The organism is Pseudomonas sp. Q1-7 (genome assembly GCF_028010285.1).
In the GTDB taxonomy this organism is placed as follows: domain Bacteria; phylum Pseudomonadota; class Gammaproteobacteria; order Pseudomonadales; family Pseudomonadaceae; genus Metapseudomonas.
This window is the reverse complement of record NZ_CP116304.1, coordinates 3,237,562-3,262,023: the sequence shown is the minus strand read 5'-3', so window position 1 is coordinate 3,262,023 and position 24,462 is coordinate 3,237,562. Positions and strand designations below refer to the sequence as shown.

Below are 24,462 nucleotides of genomic sequence, written 5' to 3'. Positions count from 1 at the left end.
TCGCTCGACGACCTTTCTGACAGAACCTAAGCTCTGGTGAGGCCAGCCATGAACGGCGGTAGGAGGCCTCATGATCCGCTCCATCCTCTATGCCACGGACCTCGGTCTCTACGCTCCCTATGTCCTGCAACACGCCCTGTCCCTTGCCCGCGCCTATAACGCCCAGCTGTATGTCGTGCACGCGGTGGAGCCACTCGGCCTGTTCGCCGAATCGGTGCTGCAAACCTACCTCGACGACGACACCCTGAAAGAGCTGCGGGCCAAAGGCCTGGGTACCGTCATGTCGAGCATCGAACAACGGGTGCTGGAAGGGTTTCGCGATGAAATGGGCGAGGCCGTCCAGGACCTGGACATGATTCGCGCCGTGCGAGTCGTCCAGGGCGATCCGCCGCTGGTCATCCTCGAAGAAGTGCAGAAGCTCTCGGTGGACCTGCTCGTGGTGGGGAGCCACAGCCATGGGACGTCACTGGAAACCCCGCTGGGTAGAACCGCGGCGCGCCTGGTGCAATTGTCCGAAGTACCGGTGTACCTGGTGCCCATGCTCCAGCATCGCGGTCGCAACGACTTCTGATGGCCGCTGGTCGCGCGTTGTGCAAAGCAGAAAAAAACGTCTAGTTTTATTCAGCAAACCATTAATATGGTTATAAACGCCGCCGACATCCTGCGGCGCAATCGCTTGAGGATTGCCTATGAAGCTCCAGCAACTGCGCTACATCTGGGAAGTGGCGCACCATGACCTGAACGTGTCCGCTACTGCGCAAAGCCTCTATACCTCGCAGCCGGGCATCAGCAAGCAGATCCGTCTGCTGGAAGACGAACTGGGCGTCGAAGTCTTTGCCCGCAGCGGCAAGCACCTGACTCGCGTCACGCCTGCCGGCGAGCGCATCATCACCACGGCCGGCGAAATCCTGCGCAAGGTCGAGAGCATCAAGCAGATCGCCCAGGAGTTCTCCAACGAGAAGAAGGGCACCCTGTCCATCGCCACCACCCACACCCAGGCGCGCTATGCACTGCCGCCGGTGATCGGTGGCTTCATCAAGCAATACCCGGACGTTGCCCTGCACATGCACCAGGGCACGCCCATGCAGATTGCCGAAATGGCGGCCGACGGCACCGTCGACTTCGCCATCGCCACCGAAGCCCTGGAGCTCTTCGGTGACCTGGTGATGATGCCGTGCTATCGCTGGAACCGTTGCGTCATCGTTCCCCAGGGCCATCCGCTGGCCAAGCTGCCCAAGCTGACCCTGGAAGCGCTGGCCGAGCATCCCATCGTCACCTACGTGTTCGGTTTCACCGGTCGTTCCAAGCTGGACGAGGCCTTCAGTCATCGTGGCCTGACCCCCAAGGTGGTGTTCACCGCCGCCGACGCTGACGTGATCAAGACCTATGTCCGCCTGGGCCTGGGCGTGGGTATCGTGGCCAAGATGGCGGTGGACGCCAAACTCGATTGTGACCTGGTGGTGCTGGATGCCAGCGAGTTGTTCGAGGCCAGCGTGACCAAGATCGGTTTCCGCCGCGGCACCTTCCTGCGCGGCTTCATGTGCGATTTCATCGAGAAGTTCGCCCCGCATCTGACCCGCGACGTCCAGGCCAAGGCGGTGCAATGCCATAACAAGGCGGAGCTGGATGAGCTGTTCCACAACGTGGAACTGCCGACCTACTGAGTGGCATTCCCGAAATGAAGCAAGCCCGGCAGAACGCCGGGCTTTTTCATGGCAGGCCGCAGGGCCTTACGGCGCCGTCAAAGGTGATCGGGGCCGTTGCCGCTGGCGGCCGGGGAGGGCGAGGCGGGTTGCAGTGCCTCGCGGAGAAAGGCGAGGAAGACGGTGTAGACCTGCTCCCGGCCATCGTCATGGCGCACCACGAAGAACGGCGCGGCATCCACGCCATAGTGCTGTGCGGCCAGCCAGCCAGCCGGCGCTGGCGGGGTTGCGTTCGTCGGCCACCAGGATGCGGTCGATCCGATCCAGGTGGCCGCCGCGTTCCAGGCGTTCCATCACATCCCGGCACTTGCGGCAGTCCTGACCATCGGCCAGGACTTTCTTCACCAGGGTGATGCGCATGGCCTCAGGCCTTGCTGATCAGGTTGCCTGCGTGCAGCCCGCATTCCTTCTGAGTGGCTTCCTCCCACCACCAGCGGCCTTCACGCTCGTGCTGGTTGGGCAGCACCGGGCGGGTGCAGGGTTCGCAGCCGATGCTGATGAAGCCACGCTCGTGCAGCGGGTTGTAGGGAATCTCCAGCATGCGGATGTAGGCCCAGACTTCCTCGCTGGTCATCTGCGCCAGGGGGTTGAATTTGTACAACGGCTTGTCCGGGGTGGAGAAGGCGCCGTCCAGTTCCAGTACGGCCACCTGGGAGCGGGTGCCCGGGCTCTGGTCGCGGCGCTGGCCGGTGGCCCAGGCGGTGACGGTGGACAGCTTGCGTCGCAGCGGCTCGATCTTGCGGATGCCGCAGCACTCGCCGTGGCCGTCGTTGAAGAAGCTGAACAGGCCTTTCTCCTTGACGAGAGGCTCCAGCAGGCGCGGGTCCGGCGACAGCACTTCGATGGCGATACCGTAGTGTTCGCGCACCTGCTCGATGAAACGGTAGGTCTCCGGGTGCAGGCGGCCGGTGTCGAGGCTGAAGACCTTGACGTTCTTGTTCAGCTTCCAGGCCATGTCCACCAGTACCACGTCCTCGGCGCCGCTGAAGGAGATCCACAGCTCATCGCCGAAATGCTCGAAGGCGAGCTTGAGGATGTCCTGTGGGGACTTGCTGGCGTAGGCCGTCGCCAGTTCGGTGACATCGAAGGGTTGGCTCATCGGGCAGGCTTCCTTTTATGGGATGGCGCTGGTCGCGCTCTATGGCGCGCATCTTAACAAAGGGGAGTTATGCCACTAAATAACCAACAGGCAGTACCACTGTCGTGTTTGGCTATAAGGGTCGCGTTGCGCGGTGCCAGGCGAGCGGCTAGAGTGCCGCCTCCAATCCAAAAGCCATGCGGGGAAACTGCTCGTGGAAATCGCCTGTCTCGACCTTGAAGGTGTACTGGTTCCGGAAATCTGGATCGCCTTCGCGGAGAAAACCGGAATAGAAGCGCTCAAGGCGACTACCCGGGACATCCCGGACTACGACGTGCTGATGAAGCAACGCCTGCGCATCCTCGACGAGCATGGCCTGAAGCTCTCCGACATCCAGAGCGTGATCGCCACGCTGAAGCCGCTGGAAGGCGCCGTCGAGTTCGTCGACTGGCTGCGCGAGCGCTTCCAGGTGGTCATCCTCTCCGACACCTTCTACGAGTTCTCCCAGCCGCTGATGCGCCAACTGGGCTTCCCGACCCTGCTGTGCCACCGCCTGATCACCGACGAAACCGACCGCGTGGTGGACTATCAACTGCGCCAGAAGGACCCCAAGCGCCAGTCCGTGCTCGCCTTCAAGAGCCTCTATTACCGCGTGATCGCCGCCGGCGATTCCTACAATGACACCACCATGCTCAGCGAAGCCCATGCCGGCATCCTGTTCCATGCGCCGGAGAACGTGATTCGCGAATTCCCGCAGTTCCCGGCGGTGCACACCTACGAAGACCTCAAGCGCGCGTTCATCAAGGCCTCCAGCCGCCCGTTGAGCCTCTGATCGCTCGGCTCATGGAACAGCCCGCGAAAGCGGGCTTTTTCGTTGCTGGTGTGGGTTGGGCGCAGATTGGTGCTGAGCCTGCGAAGCCCAACATTGCCGGGGCGCGGGTTTGTGTTGGCCCGCGCTTCGCTCGGCGCCAACCTACAACGACCCCTCCCCACGGCGTTACGGATCCAGCCCCTCCAGGGTCTGCATCAGCACCTTCACCTTGGTGATCGACTCGCGGTACTCCTCCTGCCAGTCGGAGTCCGCGACTATGCCGCCACCGCCCCAGCAACTGGCCTGGCCGTCTTTCACCAGCACGGTGCGGATGGCGATGGAGCTGTCCAGTTCGCCGCGCGTGTCCAGGTAGAGCAGGGAGCCGCAGTAGATGGAGCGGCGGGTGGGTTCCAGCTCGTCGATGATCTGCATGGCGCGGATCTTCGGCGCCCCGGTGATGGAGCCGCCGGGGAAGCTGCCGCTGATCAGGTCCAGCGCGTCCTTGTCGGCCGCCAGGCGGCCGGTAATGGCGCTGACCAGGTGATGCACGTTGGGGTAACTCTCCAGGGCGAAAAGCTCCGGCACCCGTACCGAGCCAATGGCGCAGCTGCGTCCCAGGTCATTGCGCAGCAAGTCGACGATCATCAGGTTCTCGGCGCGGTCCTTGCGGCTGGCCAGCAGTTCCTCGGCCTGCGCGCGGTCTTCCTCGGGGGTCTGGCCGCGCGGCCGGGTGCCTTTGATTGGGCGAGTCTCCACCTGGCCCTGGCTGACCTTGATGAAGCGCTCCGGCGACAGGCTGAGGATCGCGCCGCCGCCATTCAAGGCCTGGTAGCCGGCGAAGGGCGTCGGGCAGGCCGTGCGCAGGGCCTGGTAGGCGGTCCAGGGGTCCCCTTCGCAGGGGGCCTGGAAGCGTTGGGTGAAGTTCACCTGATAGCAGTCGCCCGCCTGGATATAGGCCTGAACCCGCTCGATGGAGTCGCGGTACTGGTCTTCCGCCAGGTTGCCGCGGAACGGGGCGGTCAGGCGGAACGGTCCGCTCGGTGCCTGCCCGGGTTCGCTGAACAGCGTCACCAGGCGGGCGCGTTCGGCTTCATCGAGGGCGGGGTGGAACACCAGCTGGCTGGTGCGCGCCTGATGGTCGCTGACCAGTGCCCAGGCATACAGACCGAGCTGGGCGTCCGGTAATTGCAGGTCGTCGATGGCCTGATCCGGCAGCGCCTCCACGCGGCGGCCGAAGTCATAGGCCAGGTAGCCGATCAGTCCGCCGACGAATGGCAATTCGATGCCAGCAGGCAGGCTGGCCTCGCCGAGGCTCGCCAGAGCCTTCCGCAGGCGCTGGGCGAAGTCGTTGGCCGATTCGCCCGGCATCGTTGCAAACGCTGCCAATGGCCAGGCGCTGAATAGGTCATAGCGTCCACGCTCGGCGACGGGGCGGCCAGCGTCCAGCAGCACGGCGCCAGGCGCCTGGCGGACCAGGGCGAAGCGTTCGCAGGGGGATTCGTGATAGGGAAGGGTGTGAAGATGGCAGTCGGGCATAGGGGCGGCGCGGGCTGGGTGCAGGGGCGGATTCTAGTCCGCCTGCAGCGTCGATCCTAGAGCCTTTTCCGACGTTTACGTAGGAAAAGCATTCTGATAGTTATGTACCAATCCCACGGAGAAGGTTCTCCGACTCACAATGATAACGACACAGGGATTCAGGCAGTGGACGCAGTCATCAGCCCTACAGCTGGCAGTCGCCAGCGCTCCAAACTCGCAACGCCGCCGGCATCTGCCGATTATCTGCCACGACCTCAGGTCCAGACGGCGCTTGCCGCCCATCCCCATGCCCGCCTCCTGCTGTTCTCGGCGCCCGCCGGGTTCGGCAAGACCACTGCCCTCGCGGCCCTCGCCGAACAGCACCGCGCCGCAGGCAGCGCGGTGGCCTGGTTTTCCCTGGAAACCGAGGACGACGACCCCGCGCGGTTTTTCCAGCAACTGATCAAGACCCTCGGCGAGGCCGTGCCCGGCCTCGGCGACTACGCCCGTGGTTACCTGCAGAACACCATGCAGGTTCCGGTCAACGCCGTGCTGGACAGTCTGCTGGTGGACCTCGCCCGCCACACCGGTCCGCTCGTGCTGGTACTGGATGACCTGCACCTGCTGCGGGACCCGGAACTCTTCTCCGCCCTCGGCCGGCTGGTACGCCTGGCCCCGGCCAACTTCACCCTGGCCGTCGGCAGCCGTTCCCTGCCACCGCTCAACCTGGCGACCCTGCGGGCCAAGGGCTGGCTGCTGGAGATCGGTCTGGACGACCTGCGCCTGACCGTCGAGGAAACCCGTGACTACCTCTGCCGCACCGGCCTGCAACTGGATGATGCCGCACTGCTGGCCTTGCACAGCCATACCGAAGGGTGGGCGATAGGGGTCCAACTGGCGAGCCTGTGGCTGCGCCACCAGCCCCAGGCCAGCGAACAGATGGAATGCCTGGGCAGCGACCAGGCCACCGTGGGCCAGTACCTGCTGGCCAGCGTCTTCGAGCAATTGCCAGGCGAGTTGCAGGACGCCCTGCTGGCCCTGGGCGTGGCGAGCCAGCTCAGTGGCGACCTGGCCAGCGCGCTGACCGGTCGCCAGGATGGCCAGGCCCTGCTGGAGCGTCTGGAAACCATGCAGCTGTTCCTCCTGCCCCTGGACCGCGAGCGCCAGTGGTACCGCTTCCATCTCCTGTTTGCCGATTTCCTGCGCGCTCGCCTCAAGGCGCGCGATCCCGAGCGGCTGAAGCAACTGCATTTCAATGCCAGCCTCTGGTTCGCCAACCACCACATGCAGAACCTGGCCATCGAGCACGCGAGCCTGGCCGAAGACCCGGAAATGCTCGCGGCGCTGGTGGACGGCTGTGGTCTGGAACTGATCAACCGCGGCCAGTTGAACAAGATCTACCGTTGGCGGCAGAAGGTGCCGGACGCGATCGCCGAGCGGTATCCGACACTGATCCTGGCCGATGTCTGGCACCGTGCCACCGAAATGGCGTTGCCGGAGGCCAACCGGATGCTCGACGAGCTGTTGGCGCGCTGGGGCGGCAGCCGCACCGATGCGCCGTTGAGCGACAAGTACCTGGCCACCCTGGCGGTGAAGGCCGCCGTTGCCCTGCAGAAGGACGATCTCGAACTCTGTGTGAGCATCGCCCGCCGCGTCGAGGCCCAGCTCGGGCGCAACCAGGCCTTCCTCGAAGTGGCCATCCTGGTCATCGGTGCCATGGCCCTGGTGGCCCTCGCCCAGCCGGACCCTGCACGCCGCCTGATGGCCCTGGCGCAGCAGCGCAACCACTTTCTCGAAGGCCGTTACCTGGACATGCAGCTGGCCAACGTGGAAATCCTCCTCGCCCTGGAACAGGGCCAGGTGAAACAGGCGCAGAACCTCCATGAACAGATGCGTGCCCAGGTCACCCCGCACCTCGGCGAAAAATCCCGGGCCATGGCGCTGCCGGTCATAGTCGAGTCGCTGATCGCCTACCAGCAAGGGCGTCTCGATGGCCTGGAGGAGCGTCTGGGGGCCGCGCTGACCCACATCGACGTGATCCGCCCGATCGACATCTACGCCCAGGGCATGCTCGTTCTCGCGCGCATCCAGCGCATGCGCGACAAGCCCAAGGAAGCCCAGGCCACCCTGGTGCTGATGCAGAACCTGGCCGCGCGCAACCAGTCCTGGCGCTTCTATGCGCGAGCGGTGGCAGACGAGGTTTCGCTGATCCTCCAGGAACCGGGGAGCGACCGCATCAAGCGTGCCGAGCAGCGCTTCAAGGGGGTGGACTGGAACAAGCTGGCCAGCGGCGGCAATCACCTCGGCGCCAACTCGGCGCTCTGGGTGCAGGGCCTGATCCGTGTGCGCCTGCAGCAGGCGCGCGGCCACTTCAGCGAGGCGCTGCACGAGATCACCCAACTGCGCGGCAAGCTGCCGGACAACTGGCATGGCCTGCACCGGCTGCGCCTGGACCTGCTGGCAGCCTTGAGCTACCAGCGCCTGGGCTACCAGGAACGGGCGCAGAGCCTGCTGGTGCAATGCCTGCTCTGCGCCGAGCGCGAACGGGTGCGCAGCCTGTTCGTCGAAGAGGGCGAAGCCATTCGCCTGCTGCTCCAGCAACTGGAGGCGGCCGAGCGCCAGCCGGCGCTGCAGGGCTTCATCCGCGAACTGCTGGCGGCTTGGCCCGGTCAGGCCGCGCGCAAATCCCTGGACGTGCTGGAAGAGGGGCTTACCGAGCGCGAACGCGAGGTGGTCCGCCTGGCTGCCCAGGGGTTGTCCAACGAGGAAATCGGTCAACGGCTGACCCTGGCGCTGGGGACCGTCAAATGGCACCTGCACAACATCTACGAAAAGCTCAAGGTGCGTAACCGGACCCAGGCCATCCGCCGCGCCCGCGAGCTGGGGCTGCTCGAACCATGACTGACCTCTGCCTGTCTCGCCCGCACCCGATTCCCCTGCTGCGCACCAAGCTGTTCCCGGCCGACGCCGGTGGCCGGCCGGTGCTGCCGCGCCGCGCCCTGATCCAGCGCCTGCTGGACGCCCGCGACCGCCGCGTGCTGGTCCTCAGTGCGCCGGCCGGCTTCGGCAAGAGCACCACCCTGAGCCTGTTCCGCCAGCGGCTGCAGGCCGAAGGCGCGCATGTCGCCTGGTTGTCCTGCGACGAGGCGGACAGCGAGCCGCAGCGCCTGTTGCAGTACCTGGTGGCCGCGGTCGACGCCGTCTTGCCCGGTTTCGGCGGCAACACCGACGGTCTGTTGCAGGGGGACGTGAACTGGCCCATCGAAGCGGTGATCGACGCCTTCATCGGCGACCTCGAGCGCATCGAGGGCGAGCTCTACCTGATGCTCGACGACTTCCATCGCATTCGCCACGTCGCCCTGGACCAGGGCGCGCGTTACCTGATCGAGAACCTGCCGCGCCATGTCCATCTGGTCAGCAGCACCCGCTTCACGCCGCGCCTGTTGTTCAGTGAGGCGGAGTCGATCCTGCTGAAGGCCGAGGACCTGCGCCTGACCTTCGACGAGACCGAGGCCTACTTGCGCGAGATGCGCCAGTTGCCCCTGTCCGGCGACGAAGTGCGCCTGCTGCACACTCGCACGGAAGGCTGGATCACCGCGCTGCACCTGGCCAGCCTGGCGCTGGCGCGCCATCCCGACCGCGCCGCTTTTCTCGCCAGCCTCAGCGGCAGCGAACGCAACATCGCCGACTACCTGACCGAAGACGTGCTCGACAGCCTGCCCCAGGCGCTGCAGCAGTTCCTCGACCAGACCTCGGTGCTGGACGAGTTCTGCGCTGACCTGTGCAACGCCTTGACCGGCCGCCGCGACGGTCTCGACATGCTCATGCGCCTGCAGCGCGAGCAACTCTTCGTGATTCCCCTGGACGAGCAGGGCGAGTGGTTCCGCTATCACCACCTGTTCGCGGAATTCCTCCAGGGCCGGCTGGTGCGCCAGACCGACCCGACCACCTTGCTGCACGCGGCGGCGCGCTGGTGCGAAGGCCATGACCTGCCGGACCGTGCCATCAAATACGCCCTGCGCGGACGCGACTTCGCCTTCGCCGCCGAAATGCTCGAACGCCAGGGCGCGCGGTTGATCGCCGGCAACCGGGTCTACGGCATCCTCTCCATGCTCAAGGAAGTACCCGCCGAGGTTATCCGCGAGCATCCGGTGTTCCAGATCTTCTATGCCTGGCAACTGGCCTTCGAGCAGCGCTTCGCCGAATCCGAGGCGCTGATCGAGGAGGTCAGCACGCGCCTGCTGCAAGGGCGCGGCAAGGTGATCCACTTTGGCCTCGGCGAACTGCTGGCGGCCTCGCAGGTGCTCAAGGCCCTGGTGATGCTCTACCAGGACAAGCTCGAGGCCTGTCTCAAGGTCGCTCGCCAGTGGCTGGCCATGGTGCCGGACAACCAGCCGGTGTTCCGCGCCAGCCTGGCCTGCGTGCAGGCGGCGGCCTACGCGCTGATGAGCGAGTTCGGCGAAGCCGCCAAGGCCATCGCCATCGCGCGCGACAACCTGAAACTGACGGACAGCGAATACCTGCACGTCATGACCAGCCTGATCGAATCGCTGATCTGCAAGGAAAGCGGCGACCTCGAACGGGGCCGGGCCATTGCCGAGAGCGCCCGGGCGCGGGTAGAAGGCGTGTTCGGCCGGCGCAGCCGGGTGGGCGGCCCCCTGGCCCTGGCCTATGCCGACCTGCTGTACGAGCAGGACCGCCACGCGGCGGTGCTTGCCGAACTGCCCCTGGCCACCACCTGGCGCGACGTGGCCACACCGGTGGAACTGATCAGTCGCGGGCAGCTGGTGATGGCGCGGGCGCGCTTCTTCGCCGGCGAGGCGGAGCAGGCCCTGGCCCAGCTCGACGACTGGTTGGCCGGCCTGCAGGGGGCGGGTTACGAGCGGGTATTCGCCCATGGCATGGCGTGCAAGGTGCAGTTCCTGCTCTGGCTGCGGCGGCCCAACGAGGCCGAGCGCGTCTGCCTGCAGTTGCAGCAGCACCTGGCGGTGCTGCCACTCGCGCGTTATTCCGACGCGCACAGCGTACTGGCCTTGACCGAAGCGCGCCTGGCCCTGAGCGAGCGCCGCCCCGAACGGGCCCAGGTCAGCCTGGAGAGTTGCCTGGCGCGGCAGCAGGACGAACATCAGCGCGACCGCCGCCTGCGCCTGTCGCTGTTACTTTCTGTGGCGTATTGGCGCAGGGGTAACAGCGAGAAGGCCTTCGCCCTGTTCCAGAACACCCTGGAAGAGGCCTGGAAGCTCGGCTACCGACGGTTGTTCCAGGATGACGCGCTGTGGCTGCTGCCGCTCTGGGACGCCTGGCGCAGCGCCGAACCCAAGCGCGCCAGCGCCTGGCAGGGTGTGGCCGAGGGCCTGCGCGAGCAGTGTCGACGGCTCGCCATCGATCCTGGTTTTTTTGATGAAAATCAGGATGTTAGCCATCGTGAGCGAGAAATCCTGCGCTATGTCGCGGCCGGACTTTCCAACCGCGACATCGCCCAGGCGGTGCACCTGTCGGAGGCCACCATCAAGTGGCACCTGCACAACCTGTTCGCCAAGCTCGGCGTGCGCAGTCGCACCCAGGCGGTACTGAAAGGCAAGAGCCTGGGCCTCCTGAGCGAGGCTTGAGGTGGGGAGTCCCGCCGTCCTCCATCCCTTGGATGGGCTGGCAGCGGGGGAGGGGCTCAGTAGTTTTGTTCCCAGGTCGAGAAGCACGGTGCTTCACGAATCCTCGCCGGATGCGCCTAGGGAAGCAGCATCCGGCCTGGAGATCGGCGTCAGCCGGTCCGACTGCCGCTGACAGGAGTCGACGGCAGGCCCTGGGGGCAACCCACCTGTGAACTTTGGAGATAAAAAGAATGAAAAGCTTCAAACAACTGGCGCTGGCCGCCGCAGTACTTGCCGCTCCGTTCATGGCCCAGGCCGACCTCAAGGCCATGGACGATTCCGCGCTGTCCGGCGTGACCGGTCAGGACGGCATCAGTATCTCCGGTAGCTTCAACGGCAACATCGGCAGCGTCGTCTACACCGATACCGACACCTCCGGCTCGACGCCCGTCGCCGGCACCCTGCGCATGGAAAACCTGGGCTTCAGCGGCTTCGACATTTCCGACAGCGACCCGCTGAAAATCGACGTGATCGACGGCGGCGCCAACGACAAGCTGCAGATCAGCCTGCCGGCGATCACCGGCACCCTGACCGTCGGCGCCATCCGCGTCGGTGATGAGAGCGCCGCCAGCATCGGTTCCCTGGCCGTCAACGGCATGAACCTGTCCGGCTCGACCATCAAGGTCTGGGGTCACTGACAGCCCGCTTCATCCTGTAACCCGGAAGGCTCCGTCGGCTTTCGCTGGCGGGGGCCTTTCCCGTGCGTCGAGTCGTCGGAACGGCAATGATCGAAATCCTGATTGGCAGTTTGCTGGGGCTGTTCGGCTTCACCCAGGCAGTGGACACCAAGCCGCAACCGCAAGGTGCGGTGAACATCAGCCAGCCGCTCACGCCCAACGGTCCTTACCGCGAAACGGCGGTCGTGGAGCCGATGAGCCAACTGCAGTTCCGCAATGTCATCCGCCAGGCCTACGACTACAGCTGCGGCTCTGCCGCGCTGACCACGATGCTCGACTACTACCTGGGCCGGAACCTGGAAGAACGCCAGGTGATGGAAGGCCTGCTGCGCTACGGCGAAGCCGACAAGATCGTCGAGCGCCGGGGCTTCTCGCTGCTGGACATGAAACGTTTCGTCGGCGCCCTGGGCTACAAGAGCGGCGGCTTTCGTGCCGAGTTCGCCGACCTGGACGCCCTGGAGCATCCGGCCATCGTTCCGATCCATTACGGCGGCTTCAAGCACTTCGTGGTGGTGCGCGACGTCTACAACGACCACGTGTTCGTCGCCGACCCCGCCCTGGGCAACATCAGTTTCACCCGTGCCCGCTTCGAGGAAATCTGGGACCAGAACGTCCTTTTCGTGATCTTCCCCACGGGCAACGAACCGCGGAACGCCATGGCCCTCACCGAGCGCGACCTGCGCCTGGTGGATGACCGCATCGTCAGCCTGCTGGCGTTCCAGGCGTTTCCGCAGATCTCGAAATTCTCCCAGAACGAAGTCGACGAACTGGGTTCGGGGGGCGATATCCGCTACATCCGCCGCAAGTGACACCCGCTCATAACAAGAAAGACCTGGGGATAGCACCATGGGACCAAGGGAATACGCATGGCTGGCCATGCTGGTGCTCTGTACCAGTCTGCCGCTGCAGGCCGAGGAAAACTCGGTGGACGACGCGCGTGACGCACTGAGCAAGAAGGCGGATGACGCCGACAGCGCCAAGGCGCTGGAGGAGGTCTTCCAGGCATCAGAGAAGAGCTACACGCTGCTGAAGAAAGGCGAGCGCACACTCACCTACGGTTTCGACTACTCGCTGGTGCGCGACACCCGGATCGAAACCTTCCGCACCGGCTCCAATGTCTACAGCGTGCTCAGCCAGAGCGAGGCCCAGCACACCTTCACCAACGCCTTCACCTTCGATTACGGGGTGTGGGACAACCTGACCTTCAGCATGCGCCTGCCCTTCGTCGCCAAGTACGACACCGAGCGCGACATCAACGTCTACAGTCTCGGCGACATTTCCGCCTCCCTGCGCTGGCAGCCCTGGTCGTCCACCCGCGGCCGTCCCGTCACCACGCTGTATGCAACCCTCGGCCTGCCCACCGGCGACAGCCCCTACGACATCAACCCGGACAACGACATGTCCACCGGCAACGGCTACTACAGCCTGGGCGTGGGCGCCAACCTGTCCTACGTGATCGACCCGGTCGTGCTCTTCGGCTCGGTGGGTTACACCTACAACCTGCCGGTGCACGACATCCATCAGGTACGCGGCGGCCGCCTGCTGGAAGACGTGGAGCCGGGCGACACCCTCAACTTCAGCATGGGCTTCGCCTACGCGCTGTCCTACGACGTGTCCCTGGCCACCTCCTACCAGATGGCCTACACGACGAAGCCGACCTACAAGTTCCAGAGCGGGAACCTGGAGGGGACCGAGCAGACCAGTTCGGTCATGAACTTCTCCCTCGGCCTGCGAACCTCGCCGGACTACATCGTCAACGTCAACGCGGGCTTCGGCATGACCGAGGATTCGCCGGACGTGCTTCTGGGGCTTTCCGTTCCCCTCGACATCAAAGGCCTCAAGGCCCGCTAACCGGCGAGAGCGCACCCCATGAGCATGCAACTTTCGCCGCTTGCGCGGACGATCGTCGGGATCGGCCTGTGCTGGGCGGGCCTGGCCCAGGCGCAACTGGCCAACGACCTGACCATCGGCAACCCCAAGGCGATGGCCATGGCCAACGCCATCACCGCCGATGCGTCCGGCATCGACGCCGTGCACTACAACCCGGCCGCCCTGACCAAACTCAAGGGGCGCCAGACCACGGTGAAATTCCTCACCGGCGTCATGGATATCCGCGCCAGGTTCGAAGCGCCGGAGGACTATGGTTTCCTCGGCTACGACGACGATCCGGTGGCCAACAGCAGCAGCCGCACCCTGACGCCAGCCATGTACCTGCCCGGCATGGGCGGCATGACCGAAGTGCCGGTGCTGTTCGCACCGCTGGCGGGGCTGTCGATCAACCCGCCGGGGTCCAAGTTCACCTTCGCCACCAACGTCTATGCGCCCATGGCCCTGGGCTACTCGCGGGACTCGGACAGCGACCCGGCGCGCTACCAGGGCCGCGAAGTGGCCTTGCAGCGCATCACCTATTTCTCGCCGTCGGTGGGCTACCAGATGAATGATGAACTGGCCCTGGGCCTGTCCATCGGGTTCTCCCACCAGGCCATGGCGCTCAACCAGGACTTCCGCAACCCGGGCTTCCTCACCGGCCTGACCCGGCTGTTCAACGAGTTCCTCTGCATTCCCGGACTGGGCGACGTGATTTCCGGGCTGATCAACGTCTGTGGCGGCCAGATCGGTCCCTTCGACACCCTGGCCAACATGGACCTCGACCTGCAGCAGTCGCTGTCGCCGACCTACAACATCGGCATCCTCTGGGAGCCCACCGACTGGTTCGCCTGGGGCGCCACCTACCAGAGCGAGGCGCGGATGCACCTGCAGGGCAAATACCGGGTCGACTACAGCAAGGATTGGCAGGGCTTCTGGTCCGGGCTGCAGTCCTCGCTGTTCGGCCAGGTGCTGAGCCCGTTGTTCCCCTATGGCAATGTGGACGAGGAGATCGGCAACGCCTCCCTCGACATGACCTACCCGGACAATTTCTCCACCGGCATCAAGCTCAAGCCCTTCGAGCGCTGGCAGTTCAACCTCGACCTGAAATGGAGCGGCTACAGCGACTGGAACGAGTTCGAGATCGAGTTCGACCGCGAGCTGGACCTGCTGCGCATCGCCAAGAACTTCGGCGGCGGCAACGCCACCGACCACAGCATCATCCTCGACCGCGGCTACCGCGACACCTGGAGCTGGGCCCTGGGCGTGCAGTACCAGTGGACCGACCGCCTCGCCGTGCGCGCCGGCTACGAATGGCGCCCGTCGGCCATCCCCGATGACAAGGCGGACGTGCTTGCGCCCATTGGCGACGCCCACCTCTACGGCCTGGGACTGGGCTACCGCTGGGACAAGGACACCAACATCGACATCGGCTTCAACTACTTCACCACCAAGCAGAGCACCAAGGCCGACACCAGTTGCAACCTCAACTGCACCGGCATCGACAACCTGGTCTACAACCCCTATGCCGGCCAGAACGTCGAGACCTCGGTGAAAGCCTACATCCTCGCCCTGACCTACCAGACGACCTTCTGATGAAAGCAGCCTTCCTGTTGCTCGCCCTGACCCTCGCCGGCACCGCCCAGGCCAGCGGCGGCCGCTACCTGACCTGGATCGACGACCAGGGCCGGGTGCACAACACCTTCGTCGATACCCGCTACAGCGAGCAGCAGCGCCAGGCGGCCAGGCGCATCGCCCTCAGCGACCAGGCGCGCCTGACGGAGGATGGCGGCACCCGCTGGCCCGGCAGCGCCAAGGCCGGTGAAAGCAAGCGGCGTTACTTCACCTGGGTGGATGCCAGCGGCAACCTGCAGAACAGCTTTTATGCGGCCGGCCAGGTGGACGCGGGCCAGCGCAATTTCGTTCTGCCCAATGGCCAGCGGTCCGCCGAGTACATCGATTCCGAGGTGCTGGAAGGCCGCGGCTATTCCCGTCCCGAGCAGGGGCCAGCCTACTTCACCTGGGTGGATGAGCAGGGCCGCACGCACAACTCGCCGATTCCGGCGCGCGGCCGGGCGGAGGACGCTGGCGAACCACCCGGCCCCATCGCCTACACCGAGGCGCGCGAGCTGGAGTTCCAGCGCAAGGCCGCCCTGTTGCCGTCCCTCGATGGCCAGCCCACCGCCGCCATGAAAGCCCTGCTGGAGGGCAGCCAGGCACAGGGAGAGGCGCTCTACCAGAGCCTCGTGGACCGCTGCTGCGGCCAGTTGCCGGAGGACGCCTTCACCGAGGTGTCCGCCGACGAACCGCGCTACGAGGAGCTGAACAACCTCTCGCCCAGCTTCGACTTCCCCATGGGCCGCAGCTATTACAGCGCCCTCAAGCTGCCGCGCTCGCGATACAGCTACGGCCTGCGCATCCGCAGCTTCGCCAACCGCCAGGTGGTCTATCCCTCGCTGCTGTTCCTCGACGAAGCCAAGCGCCCGACGCGGCTGGTGAGCGATGCCGTCTACCAGTTGCACGGGGAAACCTGGTACCGCTACGCCTTCATCGAAGGCACCGTGCAGGTCCGCGCCAACCAGGGCGAACGCTATGTGCTGCTGCTGACCACGGACGAGGACCGCAGCCTGCAGACCCTGGACAACAAACCCTTCAAGCGCCCCCTGCAGGACCTGGCCCTGAGCGAGTCGGGCATGCAGGTTCACGAACATGCCGAGCAGGGCGCCTTCGAGCTGGCGATCGTGAAATAACGCCGCCAGATCCCCGGGGCATCCTCCTGTAGGAGCGATTTCAATCGCGAAGGACTGCAGCGCAGTCCGCATCCCGATACGCCTGCTCGGTTTCGCGAATGAATTCGCTCCTACAAGAGACTGGCCCCTGCCACCCCCCAGGCCGCGCTATGCTGGCAACCCTTGCGAACAGATGCGGATTTCCAGCCATGTCCGACACCAGCCAGCTCTTCACCCGCCAATCCGACGCCTACAGCGCCAACCGTCCCACCTACGATCCCGAACTGATCGCCTGGCTCAGCCGGCAGGCGCCGGACCAGTCCCTGGCCTGGGACTGCGGCTGCGGCAGTGGCCAGGCCACCCGGGACCTCGCCCGGCATTTCCAGCGCGTGGTGGGCACGGACGTGAGCGCCCAGCAACTGGCCAAGGCCGAGGCCGGGCCGACCATCGACTACCGCTGCGAGCCGGCGGAACAGACCTCCCTGGCAGACGGCAGCGTCTCCCTGACGCTGGTGGCGCAAGCACTGCACTGGTTCGACCTGGAACGCTTCTATGCCGAGGTGCGTCGGGTGAGCCGGCCAGGGGCGCTGCTGGCGGTGATCTCCTACAACCTGTCGCAGATCACGCCCGAAGTGGACGCACTGGTGAACCACCTCTACCAGGACATCCTCGGCCCCTACTGGGCGGAAGAGCGCAAGCACGTGGAGCAGGGTTACCGCAGCCTGCCGTTCCCCTTCGAGCGCATCGACGTCCCCCCGTTCACCCTGGATGCCCAGTGGGACCTGGCGCGGTTGCTGGGCTACCTGGAAAGCTGGTCGGCCCTGGCCACCTACCAGCAGGCCCACGGCAGCAACCCGCTCGATCCGCTGCGGGAACGCTTCCATCAGGCCTGGGGAGATCCGGCCGCCAGCCGCCGGGTGAGCTGGCCGCTGACGGTGAACCTGGGACGGGTGAGCTGAAGCGTTCCTTTCAAGGCGTTTTCCCGCGGCCGTCAGCCAGCTCGACATCGCACAGGAGGAGTCATGCAGCAGATTTCGCGTTTCGCGGTTGTCGAGGGACTGGATGCGGAGCGCCAGCTGCTGGACTGGGTCCAGCATGGCGAGCAGGACTGCGGGCTGCTGCTCTGGCGCCCGAGCGAGGCGGCATTGGTGATGCCGCAGCGCCTGAGCCGGCTGGTGGGGTTCGCCGTGGCCGAGCCACGCTGCGCCGAACTGGGGTGGCCAGTTGCCCTGCGCGACAGTGGCGGCGAACCCGTTCCGCAATCGCCGGCGGTGCTCAACGTGGCCCTGGCGTATGCCTTGCCGCCTCGCGAAAGCGAACTGACGCGCATCGAGAATGCCTACCTGCGCCTGTGTCAGCCGATGCTCGACTGGCTGGCCGGCATGGGCCTGGAAGGCGGGCTGGGTGAAGTGGACGGTGCCTTCTGCGACGGCCGCTACAACGTGACCCTGGCGGCGCGCAAGCTGGTCGGCACCGCCCAGCGCTGGCGCCGCCGTCGTGAGGACGGTCGGCACGTGGTGTTGGCCCATGCCGCGGTACTGATGGAGGACCAGCGCGAACCGATGGTCGAGGTGGTGAACGCCTTCTACCAGGGCTGCGACCTGGATGACCGCTGCCGAGCCGGCAGCCATATCGCCCTGGAGGAATGCGTGGGAGACGTGTGGAGCCGGCTTGGCCCGCTACGCGACGGCTATCGTCGGACCCTGGCAGAAGCCGGAATGACGCTGGCGTGAGGGGGAAGGGGAGCGCCGGTGATCCGGTAGATGAAAGTGATTCACATCCAGGGCAAGAAAGTGCTTGACGGAAAAATGAGAATCATTATTATTCATATCACTGGCCTCGCGGCCAGTTGGATAAGCTGACAAGCCCAGATTTCGGACTCATCAGATTATCTCCTCATCAGGCTAATCACGGTTATTGACCCGGCACTTTGCCGGGTCTTTTTTGTGCTCGATTCGGCCCGGGGAGATGCTGTGGTCGTGCAGGGCAGGTAGTTTCGTAGGATGGGTAGAGGCACGAAACCCATCGCTTGGGGTGATGGGTTTCGCTTCGCTCTACACCATCCTACGAAGCCGCTACGCCAGAACGGACGGGGTTAATGCCCCTTGGCCTTGCGAATCCTCAGCACGATGCCGCCCAGGATCAGCAGCACCACTGGCGCCATCGTGAAGATCGCGGCTTTCTCCGAGATGTCCAGGCCGATGCTGTGCAGGCCACCGTAGAACAGCTTGAACAGGCTCAGCAGGTAGTAGCTGATGGCGATGATGGACAGGCCTTCAACCGCCTTCTGGATCTTGATCTGGGTGTCGGCGCGGGCGTTCAGGCTGCGCAGGATTTCCGAGTTCTGCTCTTCCACTTCCACCTGCACGCGCGCCTGCAGCAGGTCGCCCAGGTTGGCCACGCTCTGGCCGAGACGCACCAGGCGCTGGTCGGTGGCGGCGCAGTAACGCACCGTGGGGCGGAAGCGCCGTTCGATGAATACACCGAGACGCTGGCAGTCGCCGACGTGGGATTCACGCAGCTCCTGGACGCGCTCGAAGACGATTTGCGCATAGGCCTCGGTGGCGCTGAAGCGCTGCCGGGTCCGCGCGGTGCTGCGCACGATGCGCGCGGAGAGGGCGGCGATATCGACGGACAGTGCCTTGGCGCTGCTCTTGCCTTCGGCGTTGCGGTCGGAAAGGCTGGTCAGTTCCTTGTCGTACTCCTTCAACTGCAGGCTCACGGCCTGGGCTACCGGCAGGGTGAGGGAAGCCATCATGCGATAGGTCTCGATCTCCAGCAGGCGGCGGATCATTCGACCCAGGCGATAGGCATTGAGCCGGCGGTTGACCAGCAGGATGCGGTTCACCCCGTCGTCGGTGAGACGGAAGTCCGACCAGGCGGCGGCATCGCCGCCACCCAGGTTGGAGCCGGAGGGGTCCTTGAAACCATAGGCGGTGGCGTCCCCGCCCCAGTTCTGCTCGGACTCCACCAGCACCTGGTCGGCATTGATCAGCAGATGACGGTGCTCGGCCACCAGGTCCGCCAGTGCCTCCGGCAGGGGCGGCCAGGGGATGTCGCCGGGGTTTCTCGGCACCACCAGGGTGAGGGTGAAGAATTCGGTGTGACGCTCCCACTTCAGGGTGTTCTCGCCCAGGCGCAGCAGGCCCTGGGAGCCGTTGCTGGCCAACGCCGCATCGGCGGACTGGTTGAGGCGTTCCACCAGGGCGTCGCAGGCCTCCTCGGTATCGGCGAAGGCAAAGTGGTAGACGTTGGCCGGATCGCGGAAGTAGATCGACGGACGCGAGTGCAACTCGTTGTGCAGGGCTTTGCGGAGTGGGTGCATGGAGACTTCTGCGGGCAGGTAGGTTTTCTTCGATGACGCGGCCTGTCCGTGAGGCGGTCACAGGTGGGGAGACATTTGTGCAGGGGCCACCGGTCCGTCGGGGCGGGTAGCCCCTCAGGCCGGTGGCGAAGGGAACGCAGCAACGCTGCTCTCGGGAACGCCCGCGACCGCCTGACCCACCTGGTTGACGTTCTCCTGCGCCAGGCCGTGGCTGCCCTGCATGGCCTGGGTCACGTCACGGGTGCCGTTCTGCAGGTTGTCGATCACCTGGCGGATGTCTTCCACGCTGGTGACCAGCTTGCGGCTGCCCGAGGAATCGTCGAAGTAGGGCTCCAGCAGGCACAGCTGATCCCTGTCGCGCGGGCAGGTGAAGAGGGCATTGAAGGGGGCGCCGCTGGGGCCGGGGGCCGTGTCGGCCAGCAGTTTTTCATCGCCGGGCACCGCCTGCAGCTCGCCGGGTCTGGCCTGCAGCCAGTAAAGGGCGAAGCGCCCGGCGTCGTTGCTGCCGATGTCGTTGCGGCCACGGAATTCGGCATCGTGGCCGTCCAGGGCATCGGGCTGGAAGATCAGGAACAGGCCGAGCAGCTCGGGGCGCTGCTCCACGGCCTTGCGCAGCTCGCCAGCCAGCGCAGCGCGCAGGGCTTCGGCGGGCATCTCGCCCTGGATGGCGCGATCGCGCAGGTAAAGCAGATGGCGCGCCAGACCCAGGCCGTACTCGTGGGTGCGGGTGAAACTGCGTTGGATGTGCAACGCCTGCACCTTGCCCTGGGCCTGGAGGTTGAGGCGTGCGGCGTCGGCCGGCATCTGCCCGCTGGAATCCTTGACCCGCTCGGTGCTGGCGCGGGTCTGGAAGAGCGACAGGCCGACCAGCAGGCCCACCACCAGGATGAGGCAGAGGCTCGCCAGCAGGGTGATCTTGCGTTGGATGCTGAGGCTTGGCTTGGGCATGGGGTCGGCCATACGGGAAAGCCGGGGCAGCGCCGCCCCGGAAGGGTTCAGAACAGGGTGACGAACAGCAATTGGCTGTAGAGGTTGCGGTCATCGCTGCCAATCTGGCTGCCGCCTTCCTCGGCGCTCCTGTCCGGTTGGTAGAGGCCGACCAGGGGCATGACGATGAAGTTCTCGCTCACCGCCCATTCGGCGTAGAGGTCCACTTCGCGGCCATCGAAGTTGCCCTGGTCGCGGTCCAGGGTGCTGAAGTCGAACCACAGGGCGCCGAGGCTCAGGTTCTCCAGCGGGGTGACCTTGAAGGCAACGTGGTGGATCTGCGTGTTGCTGTTGAACGGGCCGGCGTAGTTGGCCGCCACCTCACCCTGGAACCAGGTGCCGTAGCCACGGCTGAAGCCGGTGAACAGCGGGTCGAAGCCCTCGGAGTAGCGGCTGTAGCGGTAGCTGACGTACGGGCTCCAGGCCACCTCGGAGAAGGTCCAGCCGGCTTCCAGGTACCAGGCGTCTTCGTCGTCGACGTTCTTCTTGTCCTGTCGGGCGTATTCGCCGGACAGGAACAGGTTGTCCACGCCGGCATTGCCCTGGCCACGCAGGCTCCAGGTTTTCATGCCGTCGCGCTCGGCCTGGAAGGGCGAGGCGTACGCTTCGTCGATGTCACGGACGTCGATGGCGGTCAGGCCCAGGGTTCCGGCATCGGATACGTGTTCCAGGGTGCCCACCAGCATCTCCGGCTTGGCCTGGGCGCGGTTGTCGGACTTCAGCCACATCAGGTCGCCGCGCAGGCCGTCCTTGCCGCCCAGGCGCAGCACGGCAGTCTGGTCGAAGGCCTTGCGCGCGGCCAGCCAGTAGGCGCCGCCACGGTTGAACTCGCCATCGGCAAGGCCCTTGCCGAGGTTCAGGGCGTCGCCGTTGATGAGGAAGCCGTCGCCGATCATCAGGTTCTGCCGGCCGAAGGAGACCTCCACGCCGTCTTGGCCGAGGGCCTCGAACAACTGCCCGGAACGCCAGCCGAGGTAGGCGTCCTCGATCTTGGTGGTGCGCTCGGTGCCGTCGGTGAAGCCCGCCGCGTCGCCATCGCCCCAGGTGCCGGAGCTGAGCATGTTGAAGGCGCCATAACCGGTGCCGGCCCCGGCCAGGCCCTGGTCGAAGCGGATGCCGTACTTCGCGTAGCCCTCGCGCCAGGACGACGAGCCCTCGCGCTTCGAACCGCTGATGGCGTAGTTCTCCTGGCTGTGGAAGACGCCGAACACCGCCTCCAGGTCGGTGTTCAGGTGGGTGTCGTCGTCGGCGTAGAGTTCATAGGCACCGGTCTGGCTGGCGGCGCCTGCCAGCAGGGCCAGGGTGGAGACTCGGAACAGGGCGGACCGCTTCATCGCAAGGCTTCCTTTTTGTAGGTATTGGCGGGGCTGCGTTTCTGCGTCCGGATACTAAGGAGTTGCCAGCGGCTGGCCTTGTGCCTGCTTGCCAAGGGCTTGCGGCTGCGTGCCAGATTCTCCGGCGTCCAGGGCTCCCGGTGGGTCGGGAGCCCCGTTGGGGCAAGCAATGGACAGCGGCCCGCCAGCGAAGCGTTTGCCGGCGGTGGGGCGGTTCAGTCGAGTTCGCGGCCGGCGGTTTCCGGCGCGAGTCTGAGGCCGACCAGGGCCAGCAGGATGGCGGCGAAGATGTACCAGGCCGGCGCGTTGGGGCTGCCGGTGAGGCTAACCAGGCTGGCGGAGAAGAACTGGGCGAAACCGCCGAACAGGGCGACGCCGATGCAATAGGCGAGGGACATGCCGCTGGCGCGAATCTCCACCGGGAACAGCTCGGGCAGGATCGCCAGGTTCGGCACTATGGTGTAGGTCAGCGGGATGCTGAGCAGGAACACCACCGCGAGCAGCACGCTGATCTGCGGGTTCTGGTTGATCACCAGGAAGGCCGGGTAGATCACCAGCAACAGGATCGGCAGGGGCCAGAAGATGGCCTTGCGCCGACCGATGCGGTCACTCAGCCGGCCGGCGTGGGCCGACAGCAGCAGGGGCGGCAGGCAGGCCACTATGGCGGCCCAGGTTCCGGTACGCAGGGGCATGCCGAGTACACCGATGGCGTGGTTGGCCAGGTAGAACTGGATGACGTAGATGGGGACCGTGGCGCCGATCACCAAGAGCACCCCGGCGCACAGTTGACGCGGGTGGGCGCGCAGCAGCGCGAGGCGATTGACCGGTGCCGGCCGGGCCCTGGCGTGAGAGGCGCGATGCGCTTCGGTCTCGTCCAGGCGATGGCGAATGTACTCGCTGACCGGCGCGGCGAGGATGCCCACCGCGAAGATCAGCCGCCAGCCCCAGCTGTCCATGGCCTCCGGCGTCAGCAGGTTGCTCAGGCCGATCACCAGCAGCCCGCCGAGAAAAATCCCCAGGCTCTGGCTGAAGGTCTGCCAACTGCAGTAGTAGCCGCGCGTGTCCTTGTCGGCGTACTCCATCAGCATGGTGGTGGAGGTACCGATCTGGCCGCCCACCGCGAAGCCTTGCAACAGGCGGGCGACTATCACCAGTGCCGGCCCGGCCAGCCCGGCCTGGGCGTAGGTGGGAGCCAGGGTGAACAGCAGCGAGCCGATGGCCATCAACCAGAGGGTCAGGCGCATGGCGGAACGACGGCCGGCGCGGTCGGCATACAGGCCGATGAGCAGTCCACCCAGAGGGCGCATGACGAAACCGGTGCCGAACACCGCCAGGGAGAGCATGAGCGGAATCAGCGGATCGTCGCCGAAGGGAAAGAACAGCCGGGCCATCAGGGTCGCCAGCATGCTGTAGACCAGGAAGTCGTAGAACTCCAGGGCATTGCCCAGGCAGATCGCCGCGATGGCCCTGTGGTTGGCCGGTCGGGTCTTGCTGTGGTTGAGGTCGAAGGATGTTGTTCTTGTTGTCATCGTGTGTGTCCTCGATGGTCGTTGTCAGGTCAGGAAGCGCTGCGCCAACCTGACCCAGAAGGTCGCCCCCAGTGGCAGGGCCTGGTCGTTGAAGTCGTAACCGGGGTTGTGCACCTCGCAGCCACCCTCGCCATCGCCGTTGCCGATCAGCAGGTAGCAGCCGGGCACCTGCTCAAGCCAGAAGGCGAAGTCGTCGCTGGCGCAGATGGGCTTCATGCCCGGGGTGAGTCCGTCGTCCCCCAGCCAGTCGCGGATCACGTCCGTCGCCAGCCGGCTGGCGTGGGCATCGTTGACCAGCACGGGATAGCCGTTGTCGAAGGTGACGTCGGCGCTGGCGCCGAAGCTGGTCGCGTGGAGTTCCGCCAGGGCCTGGATGCGCTGGCGGAGCAACTGCCTGATTTGAGGGTTGAGCGCGCGGATGCTCAGGCGCAGTTCGGCGCTTTCCGGGATCACATTGGGTGCATCGCCCGCAAGAAAGGCTCCGGTGGTGATGATTGCCGTCTCGCTGGGCGGTACGTTGCGCGACACCACGGTCTGCAGCGCCATGACCAGCGAGGCACCGATTACCACCGGGTCAACCGCTTTGTGCGGCATCGCACCGTGGCCGCCGGTGGCATGGATGCGGATGGTGGCGCTGTCGGTGGAGGCCATGCAGGGCCCGGCGACGACGCCGAAGCGACCGAGGGGCATGCCGGGGGAATTGTGCATGGCGAAGATTGCGTCGCAGGGGAACAGGCGGAACACGCCCTCGTCCAGCATGCGCTTGGCCCCGGAGCCGCCATGGCCTTCCTCGGCGGGCTGGAAGAACAGGTGCAGGGTGCCGCGCCAGTTGCGTTCGCGGGCCAGTTCGCAGGCCGCCGCCAACAGCATGGCGGTATGCCCGTCGTGGCCGCAGGCGTGCATCTTGCCGGCGATGCGGCTGCTCCAGGGGCGACCGCTCTGCTCGTGAATGGGCAGGGCGTCGAGCTCTGCGCGCAGGCCAAGGGTGGGGCCCTCGCCATTGCGCAGCGTGCCGACCACGGCGGTGCTGGCCAGGCCCTGGTGGATCTCGTAGCCCCAGTCGCGCAGGTGCCGGATCACCCGGGCGCTGGTCGCGAACTCCTCGAACCCCAGCTCCGGCTCGGCATGTATGGCGCGGCGCAGTTCGATCATGCTCGGGGTGATGGCGGCTATTCCGGGAGCGATACAGGTTTCATGCATGGTGTTGTGTCCTGAACGTGCGGCAGCGGTTGGCCGGTGCCGTCTCGTGGCCTAACCTAG

Annotated in this window: 18 protein-coding genes and 2 pseudogenes; 12 read left to right on the top strand and 8 right to left on the bottom strand. The window is 65.6% G+C overall.

Translation table 11 applies throughout. The annotated features are described in order from the left end of the window. The first annotated feature begins 70 nt into the window (after positions 1–70). Together PJW05_RS15015 and cysB are read left to right on the top strand one after the other, a co-directional pair. A complete protein-coding gene (locus PJW05_RS15015) occupies positions 71–571 on the top strand; it encodes a universal stress protein (protein WP_271407811.1) in 501 nt (166 codons plus the stop codon). A gap of 118 nt (positions 572–689) precedes the next feature. Continuing rightward, positions 690–1,664: an HTH-type transcriptional regulator CysB gene (gene cysB / locus PJW05_RS15010; RefSeq protein WP_271407810.1), complete on the top strand. Its 975-nt coding sequence runs from the start codon at positions 690–692 to the stop codon at positions 1,662–1,664. A gap of 77 nt (positions 1,665–1,741) precedes the next feature. Here the strand turns inward: cysB and PJW05_RS15000 are convergent. Both PJW05_RS15000 and PJW05_RS14995 read right to left on the bottom strand, forming a co-directional pair. Further along, positions 1,742–2,063: pseudogene (locus PJW05_RS15000) on the bottom strand (hypothetical protein). A gap of 4 nt (positions 2,064–2,067) precedes the next feature. Then, entirely contained in the window at positions 2,068–2,802 is a 735-nt protein-coding gene (locus PJW05_RS14995; RefSeq protein WP_271407807.1) for a phosphoadenylyl-sulfate reductase, read from the bottom strand. Positions 2,803–2,995: 193 nt separating this feature from the next. Here PJW05_RS14995 and thrH point away from each other — a divergent pair, with 193 nt between their 5' ends. Continuing rightward, positions 2,996–3,613 (top strand): bifunctional phosphoserine phosphatase/homoserine phosphotransferase ThrH, encoded by a 618-nt coding sequence (gene thrH, locus PJW05_RS14990; protein ID WP_271407806.1) that lies wholly within the window; start codon positions 2,996–2,998, stop codon positions 3,611–3,613. Positions 3,614–3,778: 165 nt separating this feature from the next. Here the strand turns inward: thrH and pabB are convergent, their stop codons facing one another. Next, positions 3,779–5,128, bottom strand: coding sequence for an aminodeoxychorismate synthase component I (pabB, locus tag PJW05_RS14985; RefSeq protein ID WP_271407805.1), 1,350 nt, complete (start codon positions 5,126–5,128; stop codon positions 3,779–3,781). A gap of 165 nt (positions 5,129–5,293) precedes the next feature. Between pabB and PJW05_RS14980 the strand changes: the two genes are divergently transcribed. The 9 genes from PJW05_RS14980 to PJW05_RS14940 all read left to right on the top strand — a co-directional run bounded on the left by PJW05_RS14980 (position 5,294) and on the right by PJW05_RS14940 (position 17,760). Next, a complete protein-coding gene (locus PJW05_RS14980; RefSeq protein WP_271407804.1) occupies positions 5,294–8,008 on the top strand; it encodes a LuxR C-terminal-related transcriptional regulator in 2,715 nt (904 codons plus the stop codon). Then, positions 8,005–10,716: a helix-turn-helix transcriptional regulator gene (locus PJW05_RS14975; RefSeq protein WP_271407803.1), complete on the top strand. Its 2,712-nt coding sequence runs from the start codon at positions 8,005–8,007 to the stop codon at positions 10,714–10,716. Before PJW05_RS14980 ends, PJW05_RS14975 begins: the two co-directional genes overlap by 4 nt. 230 nt (positions 10,717–10,946) lie before the next feature. After that, the gene (locus PJW05_RS14970) at positions 10,947–11,393 is read left to right on the top strand and encodes a DUF6160 family protein (protein WP_271407802.1); all 447 of its coding nucleotides are present in this window, start codon (positions 10,947–10,949) and stop codon (positions 11,391–11,393) included. 86 nt (positions 11,394–11,479) lie between these two features. After that, positions 11,480–12,241: a C39 family peptidase gene (locus PJW05_RS14965; RefSeq protein ID WP_271407801.1), complete on the top strand. Its 762-nt coding sequence runs from the start codon at positions 11,480–11,482 to the stop codon at positions 12,239–12,241. 37 nt (positions 12,242–12,278) lie between these two features. Next, positions 12,279–13,283, top strand: coding sequence for a transporter (locus PJW05_RS14960; RefSeq protein WP_442969165.1), 1,005 nt, complete (start codon positions 12,279–12,281; stop codon positions 13,281–13,283). An 18-nt stretch (positions 13,284–13,301) separates the two neighbouring features. Next, positions 13,302–14,894: an outer membrane protein transport protein gene (locus PJW05_RS14955; RefSeq protein WP_271407800.1), complete on the top strand. Its 1,593-nt coding sequence runs from the start codon at positions 13,302–13,304 to the stop codon at positions 14,892–14,894. Beyond that, the gene (locus tag PJW05_RS14950; protein WP_271407799.1) at positions 14,894–16,048 is read left to right on the top strand and encodes a MalM family protein; all 1,155 of its coding nucleotides are present in this window, start codon (positions 14,894–14,896) and stop codon (positions 16,046–16,048) included. The genes PJW05_RS14955 and PJW05_RS14950 overlap by 1 nt, the downstream gene beginning before the upstream one ends. Positions 16,049–16,236: 188 nt before the next feature. Next, positions 16,237–16,986 carry a class I SAM-dependent methyltransferase gene (locus PJW05_RS14945; RefSeq protein ID WP_271407798.1) on the top strand — a complete coding sequence of 250 codons (750 nt, stop codon included), beginning with the start codon at positions 16,237–16,239 and terminating at the stop codon, positions 16,984–16,986. 63 nt (positions 16,987–17,049) lie between these two features. Then, positions 17,050–17,760: a lipoyl protein ligase domain-containing protein gene (locus PJW05_RS14940; RefSeq protein WP_271407797.1), complete on the top strand. Its 711-nt coding sequence runs from the start codon at positions 17,050–17,052 to the stop codon at positions 17,758–17,760. A gap of 362 nt (positions 17,761–18,122) precedes the next feature. Here the strand turns inward: PJW05_RS14940 and PJW05_RS14935 are convergent, their stop codons facing one another. The 5 genes and pseudogenes from PJW05_RS14935 to PJW05_RS14915 all read right to left on the bottom strand — a co-directional run bounded on the left by PJW05_RS14935 (position 18,123) and on the right by PJW05_RS14915 (position 24,402). Beyond that, positions 18,123–19,352: a DUF3422 domain-containing protein gene (locus tag PJW05_RS14935; RefSeq protein ID WP_271407796.1), complete on the bottom strand. Its 1,230-nt coding sequence runs from the start codon at positions 19,350–19,352 to the stop codon at positions 18,123–18,125. Positions 19,353–19,634: 282 nt separating this feature from the next. Continuing rightward, positions 19,635–20,300, bottom strand: a pseudogene (locus tag PJW05_RS14930) (chemotaxis protein); the annotation flags it as partial. A gap of 47 nt (positions 20,301–20,347) precedes the next feature. Beyond that, the gene (locus tag PJW05_RS14925; RefSeq protein ID WP_271407794.1) at positions 20,348–21,673 is read right to left on the bottom strand and encodes a hypothetical protein; all 1,326 of its coding nucleotides are present in this window, start codon (positions 21,671–21,673) and stop codon (positions 20,348–20,350) included. A gap of 215 nt (positions 21,674–21,888) precedes the next feature. Beyond that, positions 21,889–23,202, bottom strand: a complete 1,314-nt coding sequence (locus PJW05_RS14920) for an MFS transporter (protein ID WP_271407793.1) — start codon at positions 23,200–23,202, stop codon at positions 21,889–21,891. A gap of 24 nt (positions 23,203–23,226) precedes the next feature. Beyond that, positions 23,227–24,402, bottom strand: a complete 1,176-nt coding sequence (locus PJW05_RS14915) for a M20 aminoacylase family protein (RefSeq protein ID WP_271407792.1) — start codon at positions 24,400–24,402, stop codon at positions 23,227–23,229. Positions 24,403–24,462: the final 60 nt, after the last annotated feature.

Excerpts from the sequence above, each read along its gene's own strand:
- PJW05_RS14955 (WP_271407800.1), top strand. The coding sequence starts at position 13,302 with ATGAGCATGCAACTTTCGCCGCTTGCGCGGACGATCGTCGGGATCGGC.
- pabB (WP_271407805.1), bottom strand. The coding sequence starts at position 5,128 with ATGCCCGACTGCCATCTTCACACCCTTCCCTATCACGAATCCCCCTGC.
- PJW05_RS14925 (WP_271407794.1), bottom strand. The coding sequence starts at position 21,673 with ATGAAGCGGTCCGCCCTGTTCCGAGTCTCCACCCTGGCCCTGCTGGCA.
- PJW05_RS14945 (WP_271407798.1), top strand. The coding sequence starts at position 16,237 with ATGTCCGACACCAGCCAGCTCTTCACCCGCCAATCCGACGCCTACAGC.
- PJW05_RS14915 (WP_271407792.1), bottom strand. The coding sequence starts at position 24,402 with ATGCATGAAACCTGTATCGCTCCCGGAATAGCCGCCATCACCCCGAGC.
- PJW05_RS14965 (WP_271407801.1), top strand. The coding sequence starts at position 11,480 with ATGATCGAAATCCTGATTGGCAGTTTGCTGGGGCTGTTCGGCTTCACC.
- PJW05_RS14960 (WP_442969165.1), top strand. The coding sequence starts at position 12,279 with ATGGGACCAAGGGAATACGCATGGCTGGCCATGCTGGTGCTCTGTACC.
- PJW05_RS14975 (WP_271407803.1), top strand. The coding sequence starts at position 8,005 with ATGACTGACCTCTGCCTGTCTCGCCCGCACCCGATTCCCCTGCTGCGC.
- PJW05_RS14970 (WP_271407802.1), top strand. The coding sequence starts at position 10,947 with ATGAAAAGCTTCAAACAACTGGCGCTGGCCGCCGCAGTACTTGCCGCT.
- PJW05_RS14935 (WP_271407796.1), bottom strand. The coding sequence starts at position 19,352 with ATGCACCCACTCCGCAAAGCCCTGCACAACGAGTTGCACTCGCGTCCG.
- PJW05_RS14920 (WP_271407793.1), bottom strand. The coding sequence starts at position 23,202 with ATGACAACAAGAACAACATCCTTCGACCTCAACCACAGCAAGACCCGA.
- PJW05_RS15015 (WP_271407811.1), top strand. The coding sequence starts at position 71 with ATGATCCGCTCCATCCTCTATGCCACGGACCTCGGTCTCTACGCTCCC.
- cysB (WP_271407810.1), top strand. The coding sequence starts at position 690 with ATGAAGCTCCAGCAACTGCGCTACATCTGGGAAGTGGCGCACCATGAC.
- PJW05_RS14940 (WP_271407797.1), top strand. The coding sequence starts at position 17,050 with ATGCAGCAGATTTCGCGTTTCGCGGTTGTCGAGGGACTGGATGCGGAG.
- PJW05_RS14995 (WP_271407807.1), bottom strand. The coding sequence starts at position 2,802 with ATGAGCCAACCCTTCGATGTCACCGAACTGGCGACGGCCTACGCCAGC.
- PJW05_RS14950 (WP_271407799.1), top strand. The coding sequence starts at position 14,894 with ATGAAAGCAGCCTTCCTGTTGCTCGCCCTGACCCTCGCCGGCACCGCC.